The organism is Gracilibacillus oryzae (assembly GCF_009498735.1).
Classification (GTDB): Bacteria; Bacillota; Bacilli; order Bacillales; family Amphibacillaceae; genus Gracilibacillus; species Gracilibacillus oryzae.
Genome location: NZ_ML762433.1, coordinates 76,195 through 98,294 on the forward strand (window position 1 = coordinate 76,195; position 22,100 = coordinate 98,294).

At 37.4% G+C, this 22,100-nt stretch carries 20 protein-coding genes and 1 pseudogene; 5 read left to right on the forward strand and 16 right to left on the reverse strand.

Annotated features, from left to right (window positions below):
• Positions 1–40: 40 nt before the first annotated feature.
• Together xylB and xylA are read right to left on the reverse strand one after the other, a co-directional pair.
• Positions 41–1,540: a xylulokinase gene (gene xylB / locus F9U64_RS13605; RefSeq protein ID WP_153404563.1), complete on the reverse strand. Its 1,500-nt coding sequence runs from the start codon at positions 1,538–1,540 to the stop codon at positions 41–43.
• A gap of 65 nt (positions 1,541–1,605) precedes the next feature.
• On the reverse strand, positions 1,606–2,928 hold the full coding sequence (gene xylA / locus F9U64_RS13610) for a xylose isomerase (RefSeq protein ID WP_153404565.1): 1,323 nt from the start codon (positions 2,926–2,928) through the stop codon (positions 1,606–1,608).
• Between the two features lie 167 nt (positions 2,929–3,095).
• Between xylA and F9U64_RS13615 the strand changes: the two genes are divergently transcribed.
• Both F9U64_RS13615 and F9U64_RS13620 read left to right on the forward strand, forming a co-directional pair.
• Complete coding sequence (locus F9U64_RS13615) at positions 3,096–4,271, forward strand: ROK family transcriptional regulator (RefSeq protein WP_153404567.1); 1,176 nt, start codon at positions 3,096–3,098, stop codon at positions 4,269–4,271.
• A gap of 105 nt (positions 4,272–4,376) precedes the next feature.
• Complete coding sequence (locus F9U64_RS13620; protein ID WP_153404570.1) at positions 4,377–5,243, forward strand: superoxide dismutase; 867 nt, start codon at positions 4,377–4,379, stop codon at positions 5,241–5,243.
• 211 nt (positions 5,244–5,454) lie between these two features.
• Here the strand turns inward: F9U64_RS13620 and F9U64_RS13625 are convergent, their stop codons facing one another.
• The 8 genes from F9U64_RS13625 to F9U64_RS13660 all read right to left on the reverse strand — a co-directional run bounded on the left by F9U64_RS13625 (position 5,455) and on the right by F9U64_RS13660 (position 13,669).
• A complete protein-coding gene (locus tag F9U64_RS13625; protein WP_153404572.1) occupies positions 5,455–6,963 on the reverse strand; it encodes a GH39 family glycosyl hydrolase in 1,509 nt (502 codons plus the stop codon).
• A gap of 26 nt (positions 6,964–6,989) precedes the next feature.
• Positions 6,990–7,835, reverse strand: a complete 846-nt coding sequence (locus F9U64_RS13630; RefSeq protein WP_153404575.1) for an SDR family oxidoreductase — start codon at positions 7,833–7,835, stop codon at positions 6,990–6,992.
• A complete protein-coding gene (gene uxuA, locus F9U64_RS13635) occupies positions 7,804–8,910 on the reverse strand; it encodes a mannonate dehydratase (protein ID WP_153404578.1) in 1,107 nt (368 codons plus the stop codon). Before uxuA ends, F9U64_RS13630 begins: the two co-directional genes overlap by 32 nt.
• Before the next feature lie 18 nt (positions 8,911–8,928).
• Complete coding sequence (locus F9U64_RS13640) at positions 8,929–10,944, reverse strand: alpha-glucuronidase family glycosyl hydrolase (protein WP_153404664.1); 2,016 nt, start codon at positions 10,942–10,944, stop codon at positions 8,929–8,931.
• Between the two features lie 34 nt (positions 10,945–10,978).
• Positions 10,979–11,659 carry a GntR family transcriptional regulator gene (locus tag F9U64_RS13645; RefSeq protein WP_153404580.1) on the reverse strand — a complete coding sequence of 227 codons (681 nt, stop codon included), beginning with the start codon at positions 11,657–11,659 and terminating at the stop codon, positions 10,979–10,981.
• Positions 11,660–11,754: 95 nt separating this feature from the next.
• On the reverse strand, positions 11,755–12,234 hold the full coding sequence (locus F9U64_RS13650) for a hypothetical protein (protein ID WP_153404582.1): 480 nt from the start codon (positions 12,232–12,234) through the stop codon (positions 11,755–11,757).
• A gap of 339 nt (positions 12,235–12,573) precedes the next feature.
• Positions 12,574–13,092, reverse strand: a complete 519-nt coding sequence (locus F9U64_RS13655; protein WP_153404584.1) for a DoxX family protein — start codon at positions 13,090–13,092, stop codon at positions 12,574–12,576.
• Positions 13,093–13,150: 58 nt separating this feature from the next.
• Positions 13,151–13,669: a DoxX family protein gene (locus F9U64_RS13660; RefSeq protein WP_153404586.1), complete on the reverse strand. Its 519-nt coding sequence runs from the start codon at positions 13,667–13,669 to the stop codon at positions 13,151–13,153.
• A gap of 247 nt (positions 13,670–13,916) precedes the next feature.
• On the opposite strand from F9U64_RS13660, the gene F9U64_RS13665 reads away from it, so the two are divergent.
• Positions 13,917–14,840 carry an aldo/keto reductase gene (locus tag F9U64_RS13665; RefSeq protein ID WP_153404587.1) on the forward strand — a complete coding sequence of 308 codons (924 nt, stop codon included), beginning with the start codon at positions 13,917–13,919 and terminating at the stop codon, positions 14,838–14,840.
• 78 nt (positions 14,841–14,918) lie between these two features.
• Complete coding sequence (locus tag F9U64_RS13670; protein WP_228275724.1) at positions 14,919–15,290, forward strand: nuclear transport factor 2 family protein; 372 nt, start codon at positions 14,919–14,921, stop codon at positions 15,288–15,290.
• Positions 15,291–15,462: 172 nt separating this feature from the next.
• On the opposite strand, the gene F9U64_RS13675 is transcribed toward F9U64_RS13670, so the two are convergent.
• From F9U64_RS13675 to F9U64_RS13690, 4 genes are all read right to left on the reverse strand, one after another.
• Positions 15,463–16,281 (reverse strand): sugar phosphate isomerase/epimerase family protein, encoded by an 819-nt coding sequence (locus F9U64_RS13675; protein ID WP_153404589.1) that lies wholly within the window; start codon positions 16,279–16,281, stop codon positions 15,463–15,465.
• Complete coding sequence (locus tag F9U64_RS13680; RefSeq protein ID WP_153404591.1) at positions 16,281–17,459, reverse strand: dihydrodipicolinate synthase family protein; 1,179 nt, start codon at positions 17,457–17,459, stop codon at positions 16,281–16,283. Before F9U64_RS13680 ends, F9U64_RS13675 begins: the two co-directional genes overlap by 1 nt.
• A gap of 12 nt (positions 17,460–17,471) precedes the next feature.
• Positions 17,472–18,623, reverse strand: a complete 1,152-nt coding sequence (locus F9U64_RS13685) for a Gfo/Idh/MocA family protein (protein ID WP_153404593.1) — start codon at positions 18,621–18,623, stop codon at positions 17,472–17,474.
• Positions 18,624–18,729: 106 nt separating this feature from the next.
• Positions 18,730–19,533 carry a helix-turn-helix domain-containing protein gene (locus tag F9U64_RS13690; RefSeq protein WP_153404595.1) on the reverse strand — a complete coding sequence of 268 codons (804 nt, stop codon included), beginning with the start codon at positions 19,531–19,533 and terminating at the stop codon, positions 18,730–18,732.
• Positions 19,534–19,849: 316 nt separating this feature from the next.
• Here F9U64_RS13690 and F9U64_RS13695 point away from each other — a divergent pair, with 316 nt between their 5' ends.
• Positions 19,850–21,031, forward strand: coding sequence for a Gfo/Idh/MocA family protein (locus tag F9U64_RS13695; protein ID WP_153404597.1), 1,182 nt, complete (start codon positions 19,850–19,852; stop codon positions 21,029–21,031).
• A 74-nt stretch (positions 21,032–21,105) separates the two neighbouring features.
• Here the strand turns inward: F9U64_RS13695 and dhaM are convergent.
• Together dhaM and dhaL are read right to left on the reverse strand one after the other, a co-directional pair.
• Positions 21,106–21,472: pseudogene (gene dhaM / locus F9U64_RS13700) on the reverse strand (dihydroxyacetone kinase phosphoryl donor subunit DhaM).
• Between the two features lie 2 nt (positions 21,473–21,474).
• Positions 21,475–22,095: a dihydroxyacetone kinase subunit DhaL gene (gene dhaL / locus F9U64_RS13705; protein ID WP_153404599.1), complete on the reverse strand. Its 621-nt coding sequence runs from the start codon at positions 22,093–22,095 to the stop codon at positions 21,475–21,477.
• Positions 22,096–22,100: the final 5 nt, after the last annotated feature.

Here is a 22,100-nt window from a genome sequence, read left to right on the forward strand (position 1 = left end):
CTTTGCTAAAGAAGTCCTCTACTGTAAGCATCATAATTATTTATTTTCTATAAATCATTAAACTGTCATTAAGTTCTTTTGTTTGTGTATAAACCTTTCGATATAGTGTAAACAATTGCTCATATTGACTAACATTCTCTTTAATTGGTTCATATGTTTCCGCATCTTCTAAGAAAGCATCTGCGCATTCTTTTAGTGATCCAAACCAGCCAGACCCATAAGCCGCCAGCATTGCAGCACCCATACCAGGTCCTTGCTCCGTCTTTAGGCGGACAATTTTCGCATTAAAAATATCTGCCTGCATTTGAAGCCAATCTTTATTTTTTGCTCCTCCACCGATTGAGTAAACCATATCAATCTCTTTTCCATTGTCTCTGAAAATCGCAATCGATTCATTCAGTGAAAAGGTGATCCCTTCTAACACAGCACGCGCAAAATCTTTCAGCGTATGGGAACTGTCCATCCCGATAAAGCTTCCTCTTGCCTGTGAATCAGCATGTGGCGTACGTTCCCCGACAATATATGGTGTAAACAATAACCCATTTGCACCAACAGGTACTTCTCCAATGTCTGATAATAATTCATCAAACGATAATTCATTCGCAAATGTTTTCTTGAACCAATTTAAACTATGCCCTGCAGCTAATGTTACCCCCATTGCATAGTAAGTATCTTCTTCACCATGATTAAAGTAATGAACTTTTCCGGCATAATCTTTTTCACCTGTTGGTTCATAGGACAATACAACTCCTGAAGTCCCAATACTTGCAAATGTCTTTCCCTCAGATAAAATCCCTGATCCAATTGCTCCACAGGCATTATCAGCACCACCAGCGAACACATTCGTCTGTGCAGACAATCCTGTTTCGTCAGCTACATTTTTTGTTATTTTACCAACATTTTCATGTGAATCAATTAATGGTGGGCAAATGGAGATATCAAGGTCCAAATCTTCACAAATCTCTTTACTCCATTCTTTCTTCGCTACATCTAATAAACTGGTTCCAGCAGCATCGGAATAATCCATATGCAATGTTTCGGTTAAGCGGTAACGAACATAATCTTTAGGCAGTACGAATGTTTTGGCTTTTGCAAAGATTTCCGGCTCATGTTCTTTTACCCACAGTATCTTAGGTAATGTAAACCCTTCTAGTGCCAGGTTTTTGGTTATGTTAATAAAACGCTCTTTCCCTGCTTTTTGATAAATTTCCTGACATTGTGCTGTCGTTCTTGTGTCATTCCAAAGAATAGCATTTCGAAGTACTTGGTTGTTTTCATCTAACAAGACAAGACCATGCATTTGTCCAGAAAAACTTAACCCTTCAATCTGGGAAGCATCACCATTAAATTCTTCCACTAACTGCTTTAGACCAGAAATGGTTTGTTTCACCCAATCTTCAGGAATCTGCTCTGAATAACCTGTTTTCTCCTGGATTAATGGATAATCCTTTGAGACTTCATGGACAACTTCTCCTGATTTGTTTACTAGTAATAGTTTCACAGCACTTGTACCTAAATCTACTCCAATTACATAGCTCATTCGATCACCTCTTTGAATAGCATGATAGAAGACTTAGTTAGATACTAAGTCTTCTTTGTAAAAAATTATTCAGCATATGCATTTAATAAGTATTGGTTAATTGTTGCTTTAATTACTTCTAAGCGGCCAGATTTGTTTTTAATCTCTTTTAGATTTAGTGCATACTCTTCTAATGATTTGAAGTCTGCTTTGCCTTCTACGATATCTTTTCCAATACCTTCTTTATAGCTTGCATAACGATCATCAATAATATTTTCAAACACTTTATCTTCTACTAATTGGCTCGCTACTTTATAACCAACAGCAAAGTGATCCATTCCAGCAATGTGCGCATAGAATAAGTCCTCTTGTTCAAATGAGCCACGACGCACTTTCGCATCAAAGTTTAAGCCACCTGAACCAAGTCCACCATTCTTTATAATTTCATACATTGCGAGTGTTGTAGAATAAATATCTGCAGGGAACTCATCTGTGTCCCAGCCTAATAATGGGTCTCCCTGATTGGCATCAACTGAACCAAGAATACCGTTCACACGTGCATAGCGAAGCTCATGTTCAAATGTGTGACCAGCAAGTGTTGCGTGATTTGCTTCAATATTTAACTTAAAATGATCTTGAAGCCCATATTTTAATAAGAATGCATGTGCGGATTGTGAATCAAAATCATATTGATGTGTTGTTGGCTCTTTCGGTTTTGGTTCAATTAAGAATTGAGCACCAAAATCGATTTCTTTCGCATAATCAACCGCCATTTGGAAGAAACGAGCTAGATTGTCTTGCTCTAAACCTAGATCTGTATTCAACAGTGTTTCGTAACCTTCACGACCACCCCAGAATACATAATTTTCTCCTCCTAACTCTTTTCCAATCTCCAACTGCTTCTTTACTTTAGCTGCAGAATAGGCAAATACATCTGCATTATTCGAGGACGCAGCACCATGGACAAAGCGAGGATTTGTAAAATTATTGGCTGTATTCCAAAGTAACTTGACATCACTATCTTTCATATAATCTTTAATCAGCGCTACAATTGTATCTTGATTCTTATTTGATTCTCTTAAACTATCACCTTCTGGCGCGATATCAACATCATGGAAACAAAAGTATTTTGCTCCAATCTTATCGAAAAATTCAAAAGCTGCTTCTACGCGGGCCTTTGCACGGTCCATTCCATCATATTTATCCCAATTACGAAGTGCTGTACCTGCTCCGAATGGATCAGATAAATCTGCGGTAAATGTATGCCAATAAGCAATTCCGAATCGCAAGAACTCTTCCATTGATTGCCCATTAATTTGCTCTTCTGGATTATAAAATTTAAAAGCTAACGGATTTTTAGATTTAGGTCCTTCATACTGAATTTTGTTAACGTTTTCAAACCATGTCATTTTTTCTCGCCTCCAAATTCTTTCTCATATAATTAATATTTCTTTAGTCATTATAGCAAGACCCACTAAGTTTGTCTAGCGAATAAACTAAGATTATAGAATATTTTATTTTTGTATGGTAGAATGATTCTAATGAAGGATATGTCAATAGAGAGTGAGTGAATAAAGTGAGCCAAACATGGAATCAGCATGTTGTTAAAAAGGAAAATAAAGCGCTTGTGCTACATACAATAAAAGCTAATGCTCCTATTTCTAGAGCTAGCGTTGCTCAAGTTACTGGATTGAATAAAGGAACTGTTTCTTCACTTGTCAGCGAATTATTAGATGAGAAGCTAATCAATGAATCAGGTACTGGCAAATCAAGCGGTGGCAGAAGACCAGTAATGCTGCTGTTAAATGAAACGGCAGGATTTACTATCTCCATTGACCTTGGGGTAAATCATATTCTTGGGGTGGTAACAGATCTTCAAGGAAATATTATCCATGAAAGAACGGTTCAATTTAAGAACGATGACTTAGAGATAGTGTTAACACATCTTTATCAATTAATTGATGAGTTAATAATTATTATTCCGGAATCAGAATATGGGATTGTCGGGATTGGAGTTGGTGTGCCTGGTGTTGTTACATTAGAAGGAGAAATCCAGTTAGCACCTAACTTAGGATGGAAAAAAGTTGCACTGAAAGATATTCTGTTCGAACGCTATCGTGTTCCAATTATCGTAGAAAACGAAGCAAATGCCGGAGCTTATGGAGAGAAAGTATATGGAGCTGGAATGGAGTCAACCGAGCTGGTATATGCCAGTATCAGTTTCGGAATTGGAGTTGGGCTAATCCTTGATGGAAAGCTGTATAAAGGATTACGGGGATTCTCAGGTGAGCTTGGTCATATGACGATAGAGAAAGACGGACCAGAGTGCCGTTGCGGAAATAAAGGCTGCTGGGAACTTTATGCCTCTGAGAAATCATTGTTGGAAGAAGCAGAAAAGATTGGGTTTGAAAATGCCAGTGTTGAGCAACTCGTTTTTGCAGCAGAGAATGGAGAAGCAAAAGCAATCCAGTTGTTAGAGAAGCTTGGAGACTATTTAGGGATTGGTATTACGAACATTCTTCATATCTTTAATCCCGAACAAGTAGTTATAGGTAACACGATCCAGCAGGCAGCTAAATTTATTATGCCAGCTATTGAGAAGCGGATTGAGAAAAATGCCATCGGGTTTAATAAAAATGATGTCAAATTAAATGTTGCAAAACTAAACAATCATTCTACTGTTATGGGAATGGCGGCATTCAATATAGAATCATTTTTCAAATCAACGGATAAGGAAATTATTCCTACATAGTTAGCCAATGTTGCTCGATTGAAAGTGGATACGTTTCCTGGTGGATAACTTTATCCATTAATCACTTATTAGGCAACTGCAACATATGCTACATGGGGTGATGACATGGATAAAGATTACATCGAATATCTTAATCATTTATTTGAATGGGGCGACAAATTAAAAAGTAAGATCCAATCATCAGAAATGTCTGATGATGAAAAATGGCAAGCAATTATGCAAGTAGAAAATTGGCAGGAAAAAATACAGGCACTAAAGGGAATGGAACAAGCGGAAACCAGTGAGGATCGCTTAGTTGAATTACGAAATGAAGGAGAAAAATTCATTTCTGATTTAACAAGACAAAAAGCGATGGACAGCATACCTTATGGTAAGCATAAGCTGCCGCCATTACCTTATGCTTACAATGCCTTAGAACCTTATATCAGTGAAGAAATCATGCGTCTGCATCATACGAAACACCATCAATCATATGTAGACGGTCTTAATAAGGCTGAGAGAGCACTATACCTTGAAAAGAAAGAACCAATTAAACACTGGTTAAGAGAACAAGCTTTTCATGGATCAGGGCATTATTTGCACACAATCTTCTGGGGGAATATGACACCAAATAGTTCAAAAAAGCCTTCTGGCAGTATTTTAAAACAGATCGAAAAAGACTTTGGATCATGGAATGCTTTTAAAAAATTATTTACATCTGTTGCCAACTCCGTTGAGGGGAATGGATGGGCGATTCTCTACTGGTCTCCCAGAAGTGGCAAATTAGGGGTACAGTCCTTTGAGAAACATCAGTTATTTCAGATCCCTGATACGATCCCATTATTAGTATTAGATGTCTGGGAACATGCATATTATCTGCAACATAAAAATGACAAGGCAACCTATATTAATAATTGGTGGAATGTGGTCAATTGGGAAGATGTAAATGAGCGATGGAATAAAGCTAAAGATCTGAAATGGAAGCTATATTAGCAGTCAATATTCAAAATCAGCCTTGCTTCAACTAGCACTTATCTTTCTGCATAACTGCAGTCTGCGCAAGAGAAACTAGCACATTCGCAATTCATTTGCAAATGTGCTAGTTTCTCTTGTATTTATAATATTCGCATTATGTTTTTGCTAAAAACCGCTTGAATCAATGAACAAATTTTTATCTGGATGAAGACTTATTGCTTGTCTTAATCTAATAAGAGTCAATTAAATGATCGTCTAATCCAGGATATGTGGCAGAATCGTCTTTTACTTTTATTAATTCTATCAGTTTTACTTCATTTTTGGTTAAAGTAAGATGAAGCGTCAGTTCTTCCTCGCTCACAACCAACTGTTCTGATTCAAAATAAGGAATCGCACTTTTCTTAAGCATTTCTACTTGTGACTTTAGTGGAAAACGCGGCCTCCCCATTTGCTGCCATGTTTTCCATGGATTCGCATGTTTTTCACTAACAGACTGAGAGGATAGGAAATAACTACCGTTAGGGAATGGTAATTGAAGCACAATGTCTTTATCATGCTTCTCTCCTTTTTCCATTACTAGATTCCATACGATTAATGCAATACTTCCATCTTCTCGTTCTGTTACAATTATTTCCTCATCACGATATAATAGCTTATTTCCCAATTGATTAAAAAAAGTGAATAAATGGTATGCAGGTTTCCTTACGTGACCTAATCCCATTAACCCAAAACCGCCATGAAATTGAGATTTTGGTACATCTAATTCCTCAAAAATATCGCTAAAAGTCCAGTATGAAAAAGAGTCCACATAGTCGCCACCCTGACTGAGAATCTTTGCTAAATATGCCGCATTCAATGCTGTGTCATGAACAGGATTTATTGGACTATAGGAAGTATTATATTCCGTTATATGAAATGGTAACTGCGGATAATCAGATTCTTTAATCAGTTGTCTCACCACGCTAAACTCTTCCAGCATCTTATCAGGTACTGCTAATTCCTGATAATAATAATCAGCCGTCACTTTATGTGGTTGTCTGGAAGTGTAAGCATGTCGGGATACGAAATCAACAGGGACATTCTCACGCTTACAAAATGCAAGAAAATCTGTAATCCATTCATCAGAACCGCCGCATATAGCAGGGCCCCCGACTTGGATGGCTTTATTAACTGACTTTATCGCCTGTACAGTGACTTTATATAACTTAAAATATTCCTCTTTGTCTGCACCTTTCCAGAAGTTCACAAGATTCGGCTCATTCCAGATTTCAAAAGGCCATGTTAACACTTCCTCTTCCCCGTAACGTTCGATAAAATGCCGGGTAACCTTACTAATCAGTTTTTCCCATTTAAAATAGTCCTTCGGCGGCGTTACATTCCCTTCCCATGCAAAAATGGTCTGTGAATCTGATGCTAGTAGCTTCGGCATAAATCCAATTTCCACAAATGGTTTTAATCCAAGATCAAGAAAGGAATCAAAAATCCGGTCAATGTAAGTAAAATTATAAAATGGACGAATTTCACCATCAATTTCCATTTCACGATAGATGCCCACATCATCATGCAACAAGCCATGCCCGCGGATATAAGAAAAGCCGATCTCCTGTTGAACTGTTTTCAAATGATCCAAATATTCTTGTTGTAAAGCAAGTCCTAATCGCCCTGTTCCAATACACTTTTTCCAATTGTCAGGGAGATGCTGAACATTGTCAACATTTACCCGTATTTCTTTTGCCATCCTTTTTCTCCTCCCCCAAAAGAGTTCTAAACTCCACTGTATGCCATAAATCCACCGTCAACAGGTATACAGGTTCCTGTAACAAAACCGCTTGCTTCTTCATCAACTAACCAAAGTAATGTACCAAGTAAATCATCGGCTGCACCTAATTTTCGCATAGGAGTGTGGTCGATAATTTTTTGCATTCGCGGTGTTGGTGATCCATCTTCATTTGTCAGTAACGAGCGATTCTGATCAGTTAGAAAGAAGCCTGGTGCAATAGCATTTACACGAACATTTGCTTCAGCCATATGAACAGCAAGCCATTGTGTAAAATTATTGATCGCCGCCTTTGCAGCACTGTATGCAGGTACCTTTGTCATTGGACTAACAGAACTCATGGAAGATATATTAATAACAGTCGTTTTTCGCTCCACCATTCTCTTGGCAAAAACTTGTGTTGGTATAAGTGACCCAATGAAATTCAAATTTAAGACAGAGGAGAAACCTTCCGTTGTCATGTCAAAAAATGATCGAATGGCTTCTTCTTTTATATCCTCTGATTGAAATATTTCATTTGTAGTAGAACCATTAGGGTGATTTCCGCCAGCTCCATTAATTAAGACATCACAACCACCATATGTTTGGTATACTTTCTCCTCTGCTTCTATTACCATCTCACGATTCAATACATCACAAGCAATTGCGGTTGCTTCACCGCCCTGGTTTCTAATTTCTTCCACAACTTTTTCAGCTTTTTCTAACGTTCGATTAAGAACAGCTACTTTCATACCTTGACGTGCCAGTTCAATTGCCATTGCGCCACAGAGAACACCACCACCCCCTGTAACAACAGCTACTTTACCCTTTAAGTTCGAGTGAATTGGTAACATTTAATTCGGCCTCCTTTTTTGATAACTGCAATGCATCCCATAAACCAAGTAAATACATGATTCCCATTGCACGGTCATATAACCCATAGCCCGGTCGGCAAACTTCATCCCAAATATGCCGGCCATGATCTGGTCTTACGTACCCTTGATAATCTATATCACAGTACGCTTTCATGATTCTATCTATCGGTAATGAACCATCTTTGGTTAAATGAGATGTTTCGATAAAATCTCCATTCTCGAATAATTTGACATTTCGGATATGCGCAAAGTGGATTCGGTCTTGTAATTCATAAATCATTTCAACTATATCATTATCTTCTCTTACACCTAATGCTCCGCTGCATAACGTAATACCATTATATTGACTATCTACTAACTTGGTAATTTGAATCAGCCTGTCTTTTGTTGTGACAATACGCGGTAAACCAAAGATCTCCCATGGCGGATCATCAGGATGTATTGCTAATTTGACGTCAAATTCTTCACAGACAGGAATAACACGCTCAAGAAAATATTGAAGATTCGCCATCAGATCCTCTGTTGAAACATTCTGATATGCTTCAAATAGTTCTTTCAATGTCTCTAAACGTTCTGGTTCCCATCCTGGCATCGTGTATTCCGGATTTGCTGCAATTTTACTGACAAGATCAAGCGGATCCATATTTTCAACTTTAGCTTTTTCATAGAATAAAGCTGTCGATTGATCAGGTAAAACGCCAAATAAGTCAGTCCTGATCCAATCAAAAACTGGCATAAAATTATAACAAATTACTTTTACCCCAACTTTTGACAGGTTTTTTATTGTCTCTATATAGTTATCAATATAATAATCTCTGTCAGAATTTCCAAGTTTAATAGATTCATGAATGTTGACACTTTCTACAACATCTAAATGAAAGTGATAGCCATCTGCCATTCGCTTCCATTCTTGAATCCGGTCCAATGTCCATACTTCTCCTGCCGGGATATCATGAAGTGCCCAAACTAATCCCTCTACACCAGGTATCTGGTTTATTTGTGATAGTGATACACTATCATTGCCCTCACCAAACCACCTAAAAACCATCTTCATGCTGTTCCCCCCTCATAATCAATAAAAAGTTCGTCCTTTTTCATCAGGTATACCTGATTTTCGGTAAAAATACGTATTGATTTGATCACGCCATTCTCTAGCATTTCTGATCTGTAGTGCTAAACGTTCCCGAATATTGGTATATCTTAATGGGTCGATATTATCCTTCATCGTTTCCCATTGTTGGACTAATTGTTCTACCTGCTCATAACCTAAGAAATGAGTATCATAAATATGTTGGATGACCGTTTTTCCACTTTTCAACGTATACTTGTATGGTACGTGGTGGAAAAATAATAGTAATTCATCAGGGCAGGAATCAAGATTGTTATATGTTGATTGATTCGGCTCTTCGTATTGTGAAGTATAGCCAGTTCCTGTTTCTTTTGTTCTGTCTACACCTATCCCGTCACGGTCTGCAAAATGATAGGTTCCCCATCTTGAATATTCATATCCGTCAATATTGGGACCATAATGTGTATTAGGTGTCACCATCCAGCCAACACCAAGTGGTGCTGTATAGTTTTCATAGATTTCCCAAGAATTCAACAACATATCTCCCAATACATTAACAACGTTTTCATTACTTGTAAATGTTTGTTGAATCCATTCATTTGCTATTGTTTCTGATGATAATTCTGGATTCCATGTTAATCTTCCATATCCATATAAATTTGCTTGTGCTAAAGTATTCCCTGTCCAGTTTTCATCATTACCTATATTTGACACTGCAGCAATGCCACTATATTTATAGGGATGAATACGACCTGCTACGATATCTTCAATTGTTGTACCTTTCCCTTTTATATACGTATCAAATTGTAACACTTCTTTCCATTGCGGAATGAGGTAGCATAAATCGCGTTGTTGACCTGTATATTCCTGGGCAACTTGAAATTCAATGATCTGGTTTGTTTTTTTCATTGCTCCAATTAAAGGGGACACAGGTTCACGGACTTGAAAATCCATTGGGCCATTTTTTATTTGTAAAATAACATTCTCATGGAATTTACCATCCAACGGTTTAAAATGATCATATGCGGCTCTTGCCCTGTCTGTACTTCTATCTCTCCAGTCTTGGACACAATTATAAACAAAACAGCGCCAAATTACTTTTCCTCCGTATGGAGCAAGTGCTTCAGCCAGCATATTCGATCCATCAGCATGGTCCCGATCATATGTGAACGGGCCAGGGCGATGTTCTGAATCCGCTTTAACAACAAATCCGCCGAAATCAGGAATGTAGTGACAGATCTCTTGAACTCTATCCTTCCACCATTGTTTCACATTGACATCTAATGGATCCGCTGTATCTAATCCATCAATTGCGATAGGACTTGCAAAATTAATACTCAGATAAAGGGTAATTCCATATGCCCTGAAAATATCAGCGATTTCTTTAATTTCAGGCAAATATTTTTTTGTTATAAAATAGGTTTCTTCTTTCCATACATTAACATTGTTTATGGAAATAGCATTAATACCAACAGAAGCTAAAAATCTTGCATAATCTTTAATTCTGGATTTGTCCTTGACTATTTTGCCATTTTCATAAAAAATGGAATTACCTGAATAACCTCTTTCAACACTTCCATCAAGGTTATCCCATTGATTTAACATCCGCAGACTGTTTTTGGGCTGATCGAGGAGATTTAGTTTAGTAATATCATGGCCATGTTGCACTTCTCTTAATAGATGGTATACACCATACAACAATGCTTTATCTGATTTACCAGTAACAAGTAATTGATCGTTTTGATAGGAAATCAGGAAGCTTTCATCTGAAATATCTGCAAACTTGTGCTTCTGTTGTTTATCTACCAATTCACCTAACTCATCAATGATACCGATTACAATTTTTGCATCATTACTAGTAGAATACGCTGGTTTAACTTGGAACATCTTTTCAATTGCAATTGTTAGTTCATTCTTAATTGATGTAGCGATACACGAATCATTTAGTATCGCTACTTCTTGCCACATATCCTTATTCTTACTCTCGACTGGATTGTATTGAAGCCACATGTTATACATTGTACTTGTTTTCACCTGTTCACAACTCCTTTTTTTAATATGTGAAAAAATTCGGATTATCTGCTTTTAATGCATCTTTTTCGATATCAACTAAGCGAAGATGTGCAATTATTTCCTCTTCTGCTAAGTTAACATCATTGGAAGAAATAGCTTCAAAGATTCGCCGGTGTTGTGATACGATGATTTTCCAATCATGATTAACCGCAAGTCTTAATAGTCTTAATCGGTCAAACTGGATATTCATGCGTTTTACCATTTCCCATGTATGAAGTTTGTCGCACCCTTTATATAACAGGCGATGAAATTCATCGTCTAATTCAAACAATCTTTGATATGAACCTTTTTCCAGGGAAAATTCTTGTAATGTTAAATTTGTTTCAACTTGTAACAATGCTTCTTCATCCATTGAATTGGCTGCTTCACAAACAATCGCCTTTTCAATATTTTCGCGAACGAAGCGGCCTTCCTCCACAGCTTTTAAATCAATTTTAGTTACAATTGTTCCGATTTGTGGAAAAACACCTAATAGTCCTTCTTGATTAAGTTGTAAAAACGCCTCTCTTACAGGCGTTCTACTTACTTCTAATTTGTCGGATATTTCTTTTTCCGATAATTTGGTGCCAGGTGAGATTTCACCATGCATTATCTGGTTCTTTATAATTTTGTAAACATAGTCTCTTGAAGAACCTTTTGTCCGTTGACCTTGTCCAACCATTTCAACACCTCGATTCTTTATACTAGTATGGTAGTTAATATTATACGACGTTATGTAAATTATTTCAACTATAGAACAATAATTTTGGGCAGCAATTAATTATAATTCCACAAAATCACCCATTTCTCGCCTTCCATTGTGACATATACCGGTTGCTGAATAGTAAAAGTGCCATATTTGCCTTGAAATGATTGGCTTACAGTATAATGATATACCTTCATTATTTCTCCAGATTCCTGACTCATACGCCATTTTGGTAATTCTTCTACAATGTTATAATTGAAATCAAACGTGCTCACACCCAAATTCTCTTTATACATATAAGTCCGTTCCTGAATATAATAATTTTTTTCAAATTTATCTTTCATCTGAGAATGAAATAACTCCCATGAGTTTGAATAGTCTCCTGCTTGTTCATAACTGTAAAACAGTTCCAAAGCACGTGCAGCTTTTTTTTCCGGATCAAATAAATTACTGAAAAAGAGAAATACCAGTACAATTATACTTATAGAAATTAATAAAAAGAGAATAGTTTTCAAATTGAAGAAACGATTTCTTTTATAATAATATCGCATTTTTATTCACCCCAAAGAAAGAATCAAATACAAAAACCCTTTATTCAAGCATATTCAATGCTCATCCAAATTATTAATTACTTTTTTTACAAAAAAATTAATTCTTTTTACCTATTGAAAACCCTTTCTAAATTTTATATACTGTAAACGGTTACAATAATAGTTGTTGTGTACATATACTGTTCATTCTCTCGTAGAGATGGGTGAATGTATGTACAGTATTTTGATTCAAAATAGATTGTCCCCCTTTGCATCCATATGAGAATATGGGTGCCTTTTTTTGATTAAATGAACAAAAGCCATGATCGATTGATCATAGCTTTTGTTGTGGTATTATCTTTAATGAGCTTCTACTGGCTTTACATATGTTGGATTATTATTTTTCATATACATTTTTCTGATATAAGGAATCGCATATCGATCCAATCCAAATCTGCCGGCATTATATCCAGCTACAAGGATAAATAGTGTGAGCAAAATCATTTGACCATTTGTGCTTACTGTTCCACTAAACAAGAAGGCGAAGTTCATGATGATTCCCATTAATGCCGCGAAATTAGTAAACAATCCCAATATTAAAGCTATCCCTACTAACAGCTCTCCCCACATAACCAGGAATGTAAAGATATCGGCTCCAGGTAATGCGACATTTTCCAGAAATGCTGCCCACCAGCCTTGTACTGCTGGATGATCACCAGTGGCTTTGCCAATCGCTCCCTGTATAAAACCTCCAGCATCAAAACCGCCGCCAGTAATTTTTCCCCAGCCTCCAACTACCCATTGATAACCAATATATACTCTAAGAAAAGTTAAAACTGCAGCAACAATACGGTTTTCTCTTAATAAATTTACAAACATGTCAATCTCTCCTTTTTAATTTTAATTTTTGTTCAACATTTCACATATTCAGATAAAATTAATGTGCCCCTGCTAACGTGTTTTTACGTTGACTTACTCTTTCTTTTACTTTTTCACGAAGAAATGGAATGACAAATCTGTCTAAACCAAATCTGCCGGCATTATACCCTGCGACTAATAAGAAAGCTGTCAATAAAATCATTTGGCCATTTGTACTTACAGTTCCACTTAAAACAAATGCAAAGTTCATGATAATTCCCATTAATGCGGCAAAATTTGTGAATATTCCTAAAATCAATGCAATCCCTACTAAAAATTCGCCCCACATTACAAGGAAGGTAAATATGTCTGCTCCTGGAATAGCGACATTTTCCAGAAATGCTGCCCACCAGCCTTGTACTGCTGGGTGGTCACCAGATGCTTTTTCAACTGCTCCCTGTAAGAAACCACTTGCATCAAATCCTCCACCAGTGATTTTACCCCAACCTCCTGTCATCCATTGATAGCCTAAATAAATACGAATAATTGCAAGAAAACCAGCGACGAACTTATTGGTTCTTAAAAACTCTACAAACATGTAACTCATCTCCTTTTTATTTGTTCAATTATTCACAAATTGTTTTGTGTTTTGTTATCTTGTTTACACTTATATAATACCACGATCTGATGATTTTGGAATAAGTTTGTTCACCATTTCACAATTTGTTCAATTTTATTTGTCTAAATTATGACAACGAGTTAAAATTTGGGTATGCTAGACCTATAGCGTTTTTATTTCAGGTTAAAATTCAATGCATTAATCTTAATCGAAAGAGGTGCCTAACATGAAGTATCGTCGTCTAGGAAAAACAAATCTTAATGTTTCTGTTGTAGGAATTGGAACATGGCAATTTGGCGGAGAATGGGGGAAAAATTTCACTCAGCAAGAAGTTGACGCTATTTTACATCAGGCAAAACATCAGGGAATTAATTTAATTGATACAGCAGAGTGTTATGGGGATCACTTATCTGAGCAGTTTATTGGTGATTATTTAAGTCGAAATGACCGTGAAGACTGGATACTTGCAACAAAGTTCGGCCATCATTTTCACCGAAACTTTGAAAGGACTAGGCACTGGTCTGCAGAAGAAGTTGCAAAACAGTTAGATAGTTCCTTAAAATCGTTGAAAACAGATTATATTGATTTGTATCAGGCACATTCTTGTACTGATGAAGAATTTAATAATGATGAGCTATGGACAATGCTAGACAAACAAAAGCAAGCAGGGAAAATTCGCCATCTGGCTATTTCTCTTGCAAGCAATGTGGAAAGTAATCAAACAGACAAAGCGACTGAAGTTGGTGCAGAAGCGATACAAGTTGTTTATAACCGTTTAGACAGATCCCCTGAAGATAAAATCTATCCATCTGCCATCAAACAAGATCTTGGTGTACTTGCCCGTGTACCGCTTGCCAGTGGTTATTTAAGCGGCAAATATAAGCCAGGCGCTACATTCACCAGCAATGATGTTCGCTCACGCCATGACCGCATTGAAACGGAACGAACACTTAAGTTAGTTGAAGAAATTGCTTATCACGAAGTTCCAGAGGGATTGGATATGGCAAGCTGGGCATTAGCATGGTGTTTAAGACACAATGCTGTCACTACTGTTATCCCTGGTTGTAAAAATGAACAGCAAGTTATCTCAAATGCAAAAGCCGCAGATTTGGATATGGTATCAATAGAGCACCCACAAAATTTGAGTTAATTGATTTTTAGTCTTGAGGTGGTTAACCTGCTTCAAGGCTGCATTTTAATAGATATTAAGCTGAAGGGGGGGAATATAATGGAAAATTTAAAAGAACATTTGAGAGAATTAGAGGAAAGCCATATCCATATGGAAGTCCGAATAGATCATGGAAAACTTGCGGAAATTCTTGCAGATGATTTTTTTGAAATCGGGTCATCCGGTTATATGAGCAATAAGGAGGAATGCCTTAATCATGGTGTTGTATTAACGGAGATGGAATTGTTCAATTTTGAAATTTTCCCATTGGCAACAGATGTTGTTTTAACAACTTATTATATTGTGGACAAAACAAGGAAGCGTAACACCCTTCGCAGTTCGATATGGAAGTTTATTGATGAGAGGTGGCAATTGTATTTTCATCAAGGGACCATCACCCCGTTAGAGCTGAGTGAAATCCTAGTTAAATAAATAGTATAGGTGCGGGAATGAACTTCTTCACGCAATTCATGAGTGGGCTTTTCCTCACTCCTCCTGCCTCTGGCTCTTTCTGATGTTTAAACTGCTTTTATTTCTCCATAAAAAAAGCTGTTAAAATTTACGAAGGTAACTTTTAACAGCCTTTCAGACAATCCATCATCATTTATACATGTTTAGCAAAATTTTGTTTAACTTCTTCTAATACCTCATCTCCATTACGTTCCCATAATAGCTTGTTGATGATCTCCACTTCGATCGGACCATGATATCCGGCTTCTTCGACAGCTTTTCTCATCCGGTTAATTTCAATCACGCCTTCTCCCATCATGGCACGGCCGGCAAACATATCTGGCATTGGCACCTTCCAGTCTGAAACATGAAATCCTAATATTCTGCCTTTCGCACGCTCAATTTCATGATACAAGTTAGGATCCCACCAGACATGATAAACATCCACAACAACTCCTACTTCACCAGGAGAGTAATTCTCAGCAATTGTGTTTGCTTGTTCCATTGTGTTAATAACAGATCGATCAGCGGCAAACATCGGGTGAAGCGGTTCAATCGCAAGCTTTACCCCATAATCCTTTGCATATGGAACAAGCTGATCAATCCCTTCTGCTACCTGCTGTCTGGCAGTATCAATGTCACGGTCAGCACTTGGTCCGCAAACTAACACGAGAGTATCTGTTCCAAGTTCTGCCGCTTCTTCAATGGCACGTTTATTATCATCAATTCTTTCTGCACGTTCCTTGGCAGTTGCTGCCGGAAACATACCTCCACGGCAAATACTTGACACTTTCAGACCAGAATCCTGGATCAATTTTTTACTCTGTTCCAAACCGATTTCTTGTATTTTATGTCTCCAAACAGAAATCCATGGTACATCATGACGCTGGCAGCCATCAACAGCTTCCTTTAAACTCCACTGATCCAAAGTTATTTGATTCAAACTTAAACGGCTTAGTAACTCGTCAGACATTAATGTTCCTCCTGTTCAATACCAGCTAATTCTAATGCAAGCTTCATTCTATTTTCCGCTAATTCAGGATCACGTAACAAACCAGCATCATCTGCCATAACAAATAAATCAGATAAATGGACAATAGATCGCGAACCTTCTTTTCCGCCAATCATGCGGAAGTGATCTTGATGGCCATTTAAGTAAGCCATAAAGACAACCCCTGTTTTATAGGAAAAAGTCGGTGCCTGGAAAATATGTCTGGAAAGCGGGACCGTTTTTTCGAGTAATGCGTCATATGCAGTCCAGTCACCTGCATCCAGCTTATGCATTGCTGCCGCTGCCGCTGGGGCAATCGCATCAAATATTCCCAGAAATGCGTGACTGTATCCCTGTTCATCCCCTTTAATCAGTTCAGGATAATTAAAATCATCACCAGTATACATGCGTACACTTTCTGGCAATAAACGGCGCATGTCTATTTCTTTTTGGGCATCAAGAAATGAAATCTTAATTCCATCGACTTTTGCTTCATTATCCCGGATGATTTGCAGACATACTTCCATCGCTTTATCAATATCATCTTCAAAGCCCCAATAGCCTTTTAATGCGGGATCAAACATATCACCAAGCCAATGTAAAATTACCGGCTCTTTTACATTTTGCAGAATTTTGTTATACACCCGCTGATAGTCTTCTGGCCCTTTGGCACATGCTGCTAAAGCACGGCTTGCCATTAAAATGATTCTTCCGCCTTCCCCCTCAACAAATGAGACCTGCTCTTCATATGCTTTTTCCACATCTTCTAGGGTTACATCTGGAGCTGGTGCTAAATGATCTGTACCTACACCACTTGCCACAGTGCCTCCAACTGTCTTTGCTTCCTTTACAGAGCGTGAAATCAGTTCTTTTGCTCTTTCCCAATTTAATCCCATTCCCCGCTGTGCCGTATCCATTGCTTCTGCAACAGATAGTCCGAGTGACCAAAGGTAATGGCGATACTCCATTGTTTTGTCCCAGTCGATCTGACCATCTAATGTCGGGTCAGCACTTGATAATGGATCTGCCACCACATGTGCTGCTGAGTATGCAATTCTTTTTTCAAATGGTTTATTTTCAGGAATATCAAATGGTGTATAATTTTTTGTTTCATAAGAATAAAGCTTGCGATCTTTATTTGGTAATAACAATTTTCCCATATGAAGACCTCCTTAAAGTTTAATTTCCGGTACGTCTACCCAGCGTCTTTCTTCCCATGATTTCAAACCAAGATCAGAAAGTTGGGTACCTTTTGCTCCTTCTAACAGATCCCATGGGAATGCTTCATCTGCAAATACATGCTTTAAGAAAAGCTCCCATTGTACTTTGAAGCCATTATCGAACACATCATTTGTTGGTACTTCCTGCCATTGTGCTTGGAAATCAAAAGGATTCTCGATATCTGGATTCCACGTTGGTTTTGGTGTGTTTACCCGATGCTGAACTTTACAGTCGCGTAAACCAGCTACCGCGCTTCCTTCTGTACCATCAACTTGAATTGTTAATAGATCATCACGGTTTACACGAACAGCCCATGATGAATTTGCCTGTACGATAACCCCATTCTCTAATTCAAACGTTCCGTAAGCTGCATCATCTGCAGTTGCTTTGTATGTTTCACCATTTTCATCAACTCGTTCTGGAATATGAGTTGCCCCAATACATGAAACAGCTTTTACATTACCAAATAGATTGTCAATAACATAGCGCCAGTGTGCGAACATATCTACAATGATTCCCCCGCCATCTTCCTTACGGTAATTCCATGATGGACGCTGTGCTTCTTGCCAATCTCCTTCAAAAACCCAATAACCAAATTCCATTCTTACAGACAGAATTTCTCCAAAGAATCCAGAGTCTATTAATCTTTTTAATTTCAGTAAGCCTGGTAAAAACAGCTTATCCTGTACAACTCCATTTTTTACACCGGCTTCGTTAGCCAATCTTGCCAGTTCAATCGATCCTTCTAAATTGGTTGCAGTCGGCTTCTCACAATAAATATGTTTTCCGGCAGCGATTGCCTGCTTAATACTTTCAGCTCGCCTTACGGTTGTTTGAGAGTCAAAATAAATTTCATTATAATCATCCGCAAGAGCTGCTTCTAAGTCTGTTGAATAACGTTCAATGCCATGCGCATCTGCTAACGCTTTCAATTTCTTTTCATTACGACCAATTAAAATTGGATCAGGCATTAATGTGTCATCATTCTTTAATGTGACGCCACCTTGTTCTCTAATTGCTTTAATGGAGCGGATTAAATGCTGATTCGTTCCCATACGTCCTGTTACACCATTCATAATAATACCAATTTTATGTTGTGCCATTTATTATCCCTACCTTTTCTGCTTTGATAGATTCAGTGTAACGAAATAAAAAAAATTCGTCTTACTAATCTAAGAACGAATTTCTTAATTTCGGAAATCAATTATTCTATAACTTCTTTTGACTCGTGCGATATTTATTTGGAGAGATCGACACAATATTTTTAAAAGCACGATAAAATGTGGAAATGGATTCAAAACCTGCTTCAAAACAAATGGAGGCAATATCTTTATCTGTTTCTGCCAGCATTTTTTTTGCAAGACCTATCCTTACCTCTGTTAAATACTGAATTGGCGTTAGCTGATAGCTTTCTTTAAAGATCGTATTCATATGTCTTGTACTAATGCCTAGTCTTGTTGCTAAGTCCTCAGCATGAATCCATTCATAATAATGTGAATCAATGTATTCCTTCAATCTGTCAGCTCTGAGAGCATTCGCATCAGCTGCAGATGTTTTCTTTTCACCTCTAACCATAAGCAACAGCAATTGTGACAGAAAGATTTTTAAAGCGAGTTCCTGTTCATTTGTCTCATTTGTCTGTTCATACAGTAATGCTCGTAAAATCTGCCGTATTTCACTGCTGTCGAAAGGGTTCAAGCCAATAATTTTTGTCTTATTTAAAGCCAGTTTCTCATACATTGCATTGTCTATTACACGCTTATCAAAAGCTAAGACAAGGATTGTTAACTTTTTATCAGAGATGATAGTATGCGGTGTAAATGGTTTAATAAATATCATGTAATCTTGCTTAATCGGATGAGGTTCTCCATCTAAAATAATTTCACCTGTACCTTCAAGGGCATATAATAGTTGATAGATAACATGATGATGATTTTCCACCATATCGCCTTTACTATGTTTACTTTCATATAATTTAATTCCAAACGGTTCTAGATTTATTTCATTAAGCATATGAACTTCCCCCCATTATTACCCTAAATCTATAAGAGGTTGTTCAAAAAGTCCGGTAAAAATGACACATCGTATTTCTTCGTTGGCTTGGTTATCCGCTGCTCACATATTAAAAGCATACGTTCCGCTGCTCAAACCTGCGCCGCCTTGAACTCCTCGGTCCTTTTTATCCTCCTTTTTGAACTCGCACTATAATTCTTTTAATTTCCTATTCTTATACTGCATAAATAAGGAAGTTATGATATATTTCTATTATACTGTATAGAGTTAAAAAGAAAAACGTAATAAAGACATTAAAATAGTGAGGAGTTTTTTTATGGAAAAGAAGGTATCCGTCGTATTGGTTGGTATTGCTGGGTATGGCAATATTTATGCAAGAGAATTTTTCATCGACAATAATGTAAACGCATACCTGACAGGAGTTGTTGATTTATACCCTGAAAATTCAAGATATTATCAGGATATAATGGACCATAATATTCCTGTTTATTCTGATTTAGAAGATTTCTATCAGGAACATTCAGCAGATTTAGCTATAATTTCTACACCTATACATTTACATAAACAACAAGCATGTCTTGCAATGGAAAATGGGAGCCATGTTCTATGTGAAAAACCTGCAACAGCAAACCGGGAACATTTACAAGAAATGATCGATACCAGAGATCGGATGAACAAATTACTGGCAATTGGTTTTAACTGGTCTTTTACTGATTCAATCCAGCAATTAAAAGAGGATATACTTTCAGGCTTGTATGGACGGCCAATCAGGATGAAAGGCCTTGTTTTATGGCCGCGAAATGCAGATTATTATAACAGGTCAAGCTGGGCTGGGAAAAAATTAAGTTCTGATGGGGAATTGATCTTAGATAGTGTCGCTAATAATGCTACCGCTCACTTTTTGCATCATTTATTATATTTAACGGGGGATTCATTGGAGCAAAGTGCAGAAATTGATCAATTATCTGCTGAATTGTATCGCGCCAATCCTATCGAAACATTTGACACATGTGCCGTGCATTTATTAACTAAGAATAATGTCGAGATGGTCTATTTAGCGTCACATGCAGTTGCTAATGAACATAGACCAGAGTACACGTTAGAATTTGAACACGCTACGATAACCTATCGTCCTACGATCGAGAGTTCCGATATTGTCGCAAAGTTTAAAGATGGAAAAGAAAAAATATATAAAGATCCAGAGAAGGATCATTTGGCGAAATTCGGATTTATTATTAATACCATTTTAGCTGGGAGTAATACTGTATTATGTGGACCAGAAGCAGCTAGCGCTCATGTTAACGCAATTTACGGGATGCATCAATCAGTTAAAGATGTTCCGCATTTTCCCAAGAAATGGATTACTGTAAATGAAGAGAAGAAATTAAGAATTGTAGAAGGCCTGGAAGAAACACTGACACAGTGTTATGAACAATTTTGTTTACCTAGTGATTTAGGTGTTGAGTGGAGTCAATCTGGATCAATTGTTAAGTTATAAAATTTAATTGGTTAAGTCAAGAAGACCATGGAAACGGAACGATAATCCTGGTCTTCTCTTCTTGGTATTAGCTCTTAAGTATATGAAGCCCTTAATTTAGCTAAGCTCTCCATTATCTCAGCTTGAGATTTTCCCATGTTGGATTCTACAGCAGCAATATAAGATCCCTCTACAATAGGTATATCCTCCGCTATTGTGAAATTTTCGATGGAAAGCATTTCTATTGCCATTTCTGCATTCATTTTTGCGCTGCCTAAATCATAGAAAATGATTCCTTCTGATTCACTCCCCAATGAATTGAAAGCTTGTTCCAATGTCATCATTTTCAGTACCACAGGCAAGAAGTACTGGTACATCCGTAATGACTTGACTGATTAAATCTTTTACACCTTGACCAATGGAAATACTATGGGACACGATAACTATCGCTACTTTATTCACAATTAATCCTCCGTTTCTACAACTGTCATTAGTGCCTGGAAGATATAAAAAGATGACATGGAACCTGGATCCACATGCCCTTTGGAGCGTTCACTTAAATAAGAGGCACGTCCTTTTGTTGCTTGCATTTCTCTCGTATCTTCTATTGTTGCCTGGCAAACTTCCAGCAATGCTCCCCAATCTTCTACTGGTTCCTCTTCTAAGAAGTTAGCTACCTGGTTCCATACATCGTAAAGGGTTTTTTCACCCATTTCAGCTTTCCCCCGCATTTTGATTCCTTCAACTGCTTCTTTCACAGCCGCTTTAAAAACTGTTTCATCCACTTCTTTCCCCTGCATTTCCATTGACATTTTGAGAAAGGCAGTTCCGTACAATGGACCTGACGCACCGCCAACTTTAGCTGTTAATGTCATGGCAACACTTTTTAGCACATCTGCTACTGTATCATAATCAGTATCTTCAATTTTTAACATTACTTCTCGAAAACCGCGTTCCATATTAATGCCATGATCTCCATCACCAATGGCCTGGTCTAATGTGGTTAATTGCTCTTTATTTTCCTCCATCAGTTTTTGAATTTCACGCATCCATTTTTTCGTCTTTTCTACTGTTAAAATAATCATCATAT

Coding starts and splice junctions, on each gene's coding strand:
- xylB (WP_153404563.1), bottom strand. CDS start 1,540: ATGAGCTATGTAATTGGAGTAGATTTAGGTACAAGTGCTGTGAAACTA.
- xylA (WP_153404565.1), bottom strand. CDS start 2,928: ATGACATGGTTTGAAAACGTTAACAAAATTCAGTATGAAGGACCTAAA.
- F9U64_RS13620 (WP_153404570.1), top strand. CDS start 4,377: ATGGATAAAGATTACATCGAATATCTTAATCATTTATTTGAATGGGGC.
- F9U64_RS13625 (WP_153404572.1), bottom strand. CDS start 6,963: ATGGCAAAAGAAATACGGGTAAATGTTGACAATGTTCAGCATCTCCCT.
- F9U64_RS13630 (WP_153404575.1), bottom strand. CDS start 7,835: ATGTTACCAATTCACTCGAACTTAAAGGGTAAAGTAGCTGTTGTTACA.
- uxuA (WP_153404578.1), bottom strand. CDS start 8,910: ATGAAGATGGTTTTTAGGTGGTTTGGTGAGGGCAATGATAGTGTATCA.
- F9U64_RS13640 (WP_153404664.1), bottom strand. CDS start 10,944: ATGTATAACATGTGGCTTCAATACAATCCAGTCGAGAGTAAGAATAAG.
- F9U64_RS13645 (WP_153404580.1), bottom strand. CDS start 11,659: ATGGTTGGACAAGGTCAACGGACAAAAGGTTCTTCAAGAGACTATGTT.
- F9U64_RS13650 (WP_153404582.1), bottom strand. CDS start 12,234: ATGCGATATTATTATAAAAGAAATCGTTTCTTCAATTTGAAAACTATT.
- F9U64_RS13655 (WP_153404584.1), bottom strand. CDS start 13,092: ATGTTTGTAAATTTATTAAGAGAAAACCGTATTGTTGCTGCAGTTTTA.
- F9U64_RS13660 (WP_153404586.1), bottom strand. CDS start 13,669: ATGTTTGTAGAGTTTTTAAGAACCAATAAGTTCGTCGCTGGTTTTCTT.
- F9U64_RS13665 (WP_153404587.1), top strand. CDS start 13,917: ATGAAGTATCGTCGTCTAGGAAAAACAAATCTTAATGTTTCTGTTGTA.
- F9U64_RS13670 (WP_228275724.1), top strand. CDS start 14,919: ATGGAAAATTTAAAAGAACATTTGAGAGAATTAGAGGAAAGCCATATC.
- F9U64_RS13675 (WP_153404589.1), bottom strand. CDS start 16,281: ATGTCTGACGAGTTACTAAGCCGTTTAAGTTTGAATCAAATAACTTTG.
- F9U64_RS13680 (WP_153404591.1), bottom strand. CDS start 17,459: ATGGGAAAATTGTTATTACCAAATAAAGATCGCAAGCTTTATTCTTAT.
- F9U64_RS13685 (WP_153404593.1), bottom strand. CDS start 18,623: ATGGCACAACATAAAATTGGTATTATTATGAATGGTGTAACAGGACGT.
- F9U64_RS13690 (WP_153404595.1), bottom strand. CDS start 19,533: ATGCTTAATGAAATAAATCTAGAACCGTTTGGAATTAAATTATATGAA.
- F9U64_RS13695 (WP_153404597.1), top strand. CDS start 19,850: ATGGAAAAGAAGGTATCCGTCGTATTGGTTGGTATTGCTGGGTATGGC.
- dhaL (WP_153404599.1), bottom strand. CDS start 22,095: ATGATTATTTTAACAGTAGAAAAGACGAAAAAATGGATGCGTGAAATT.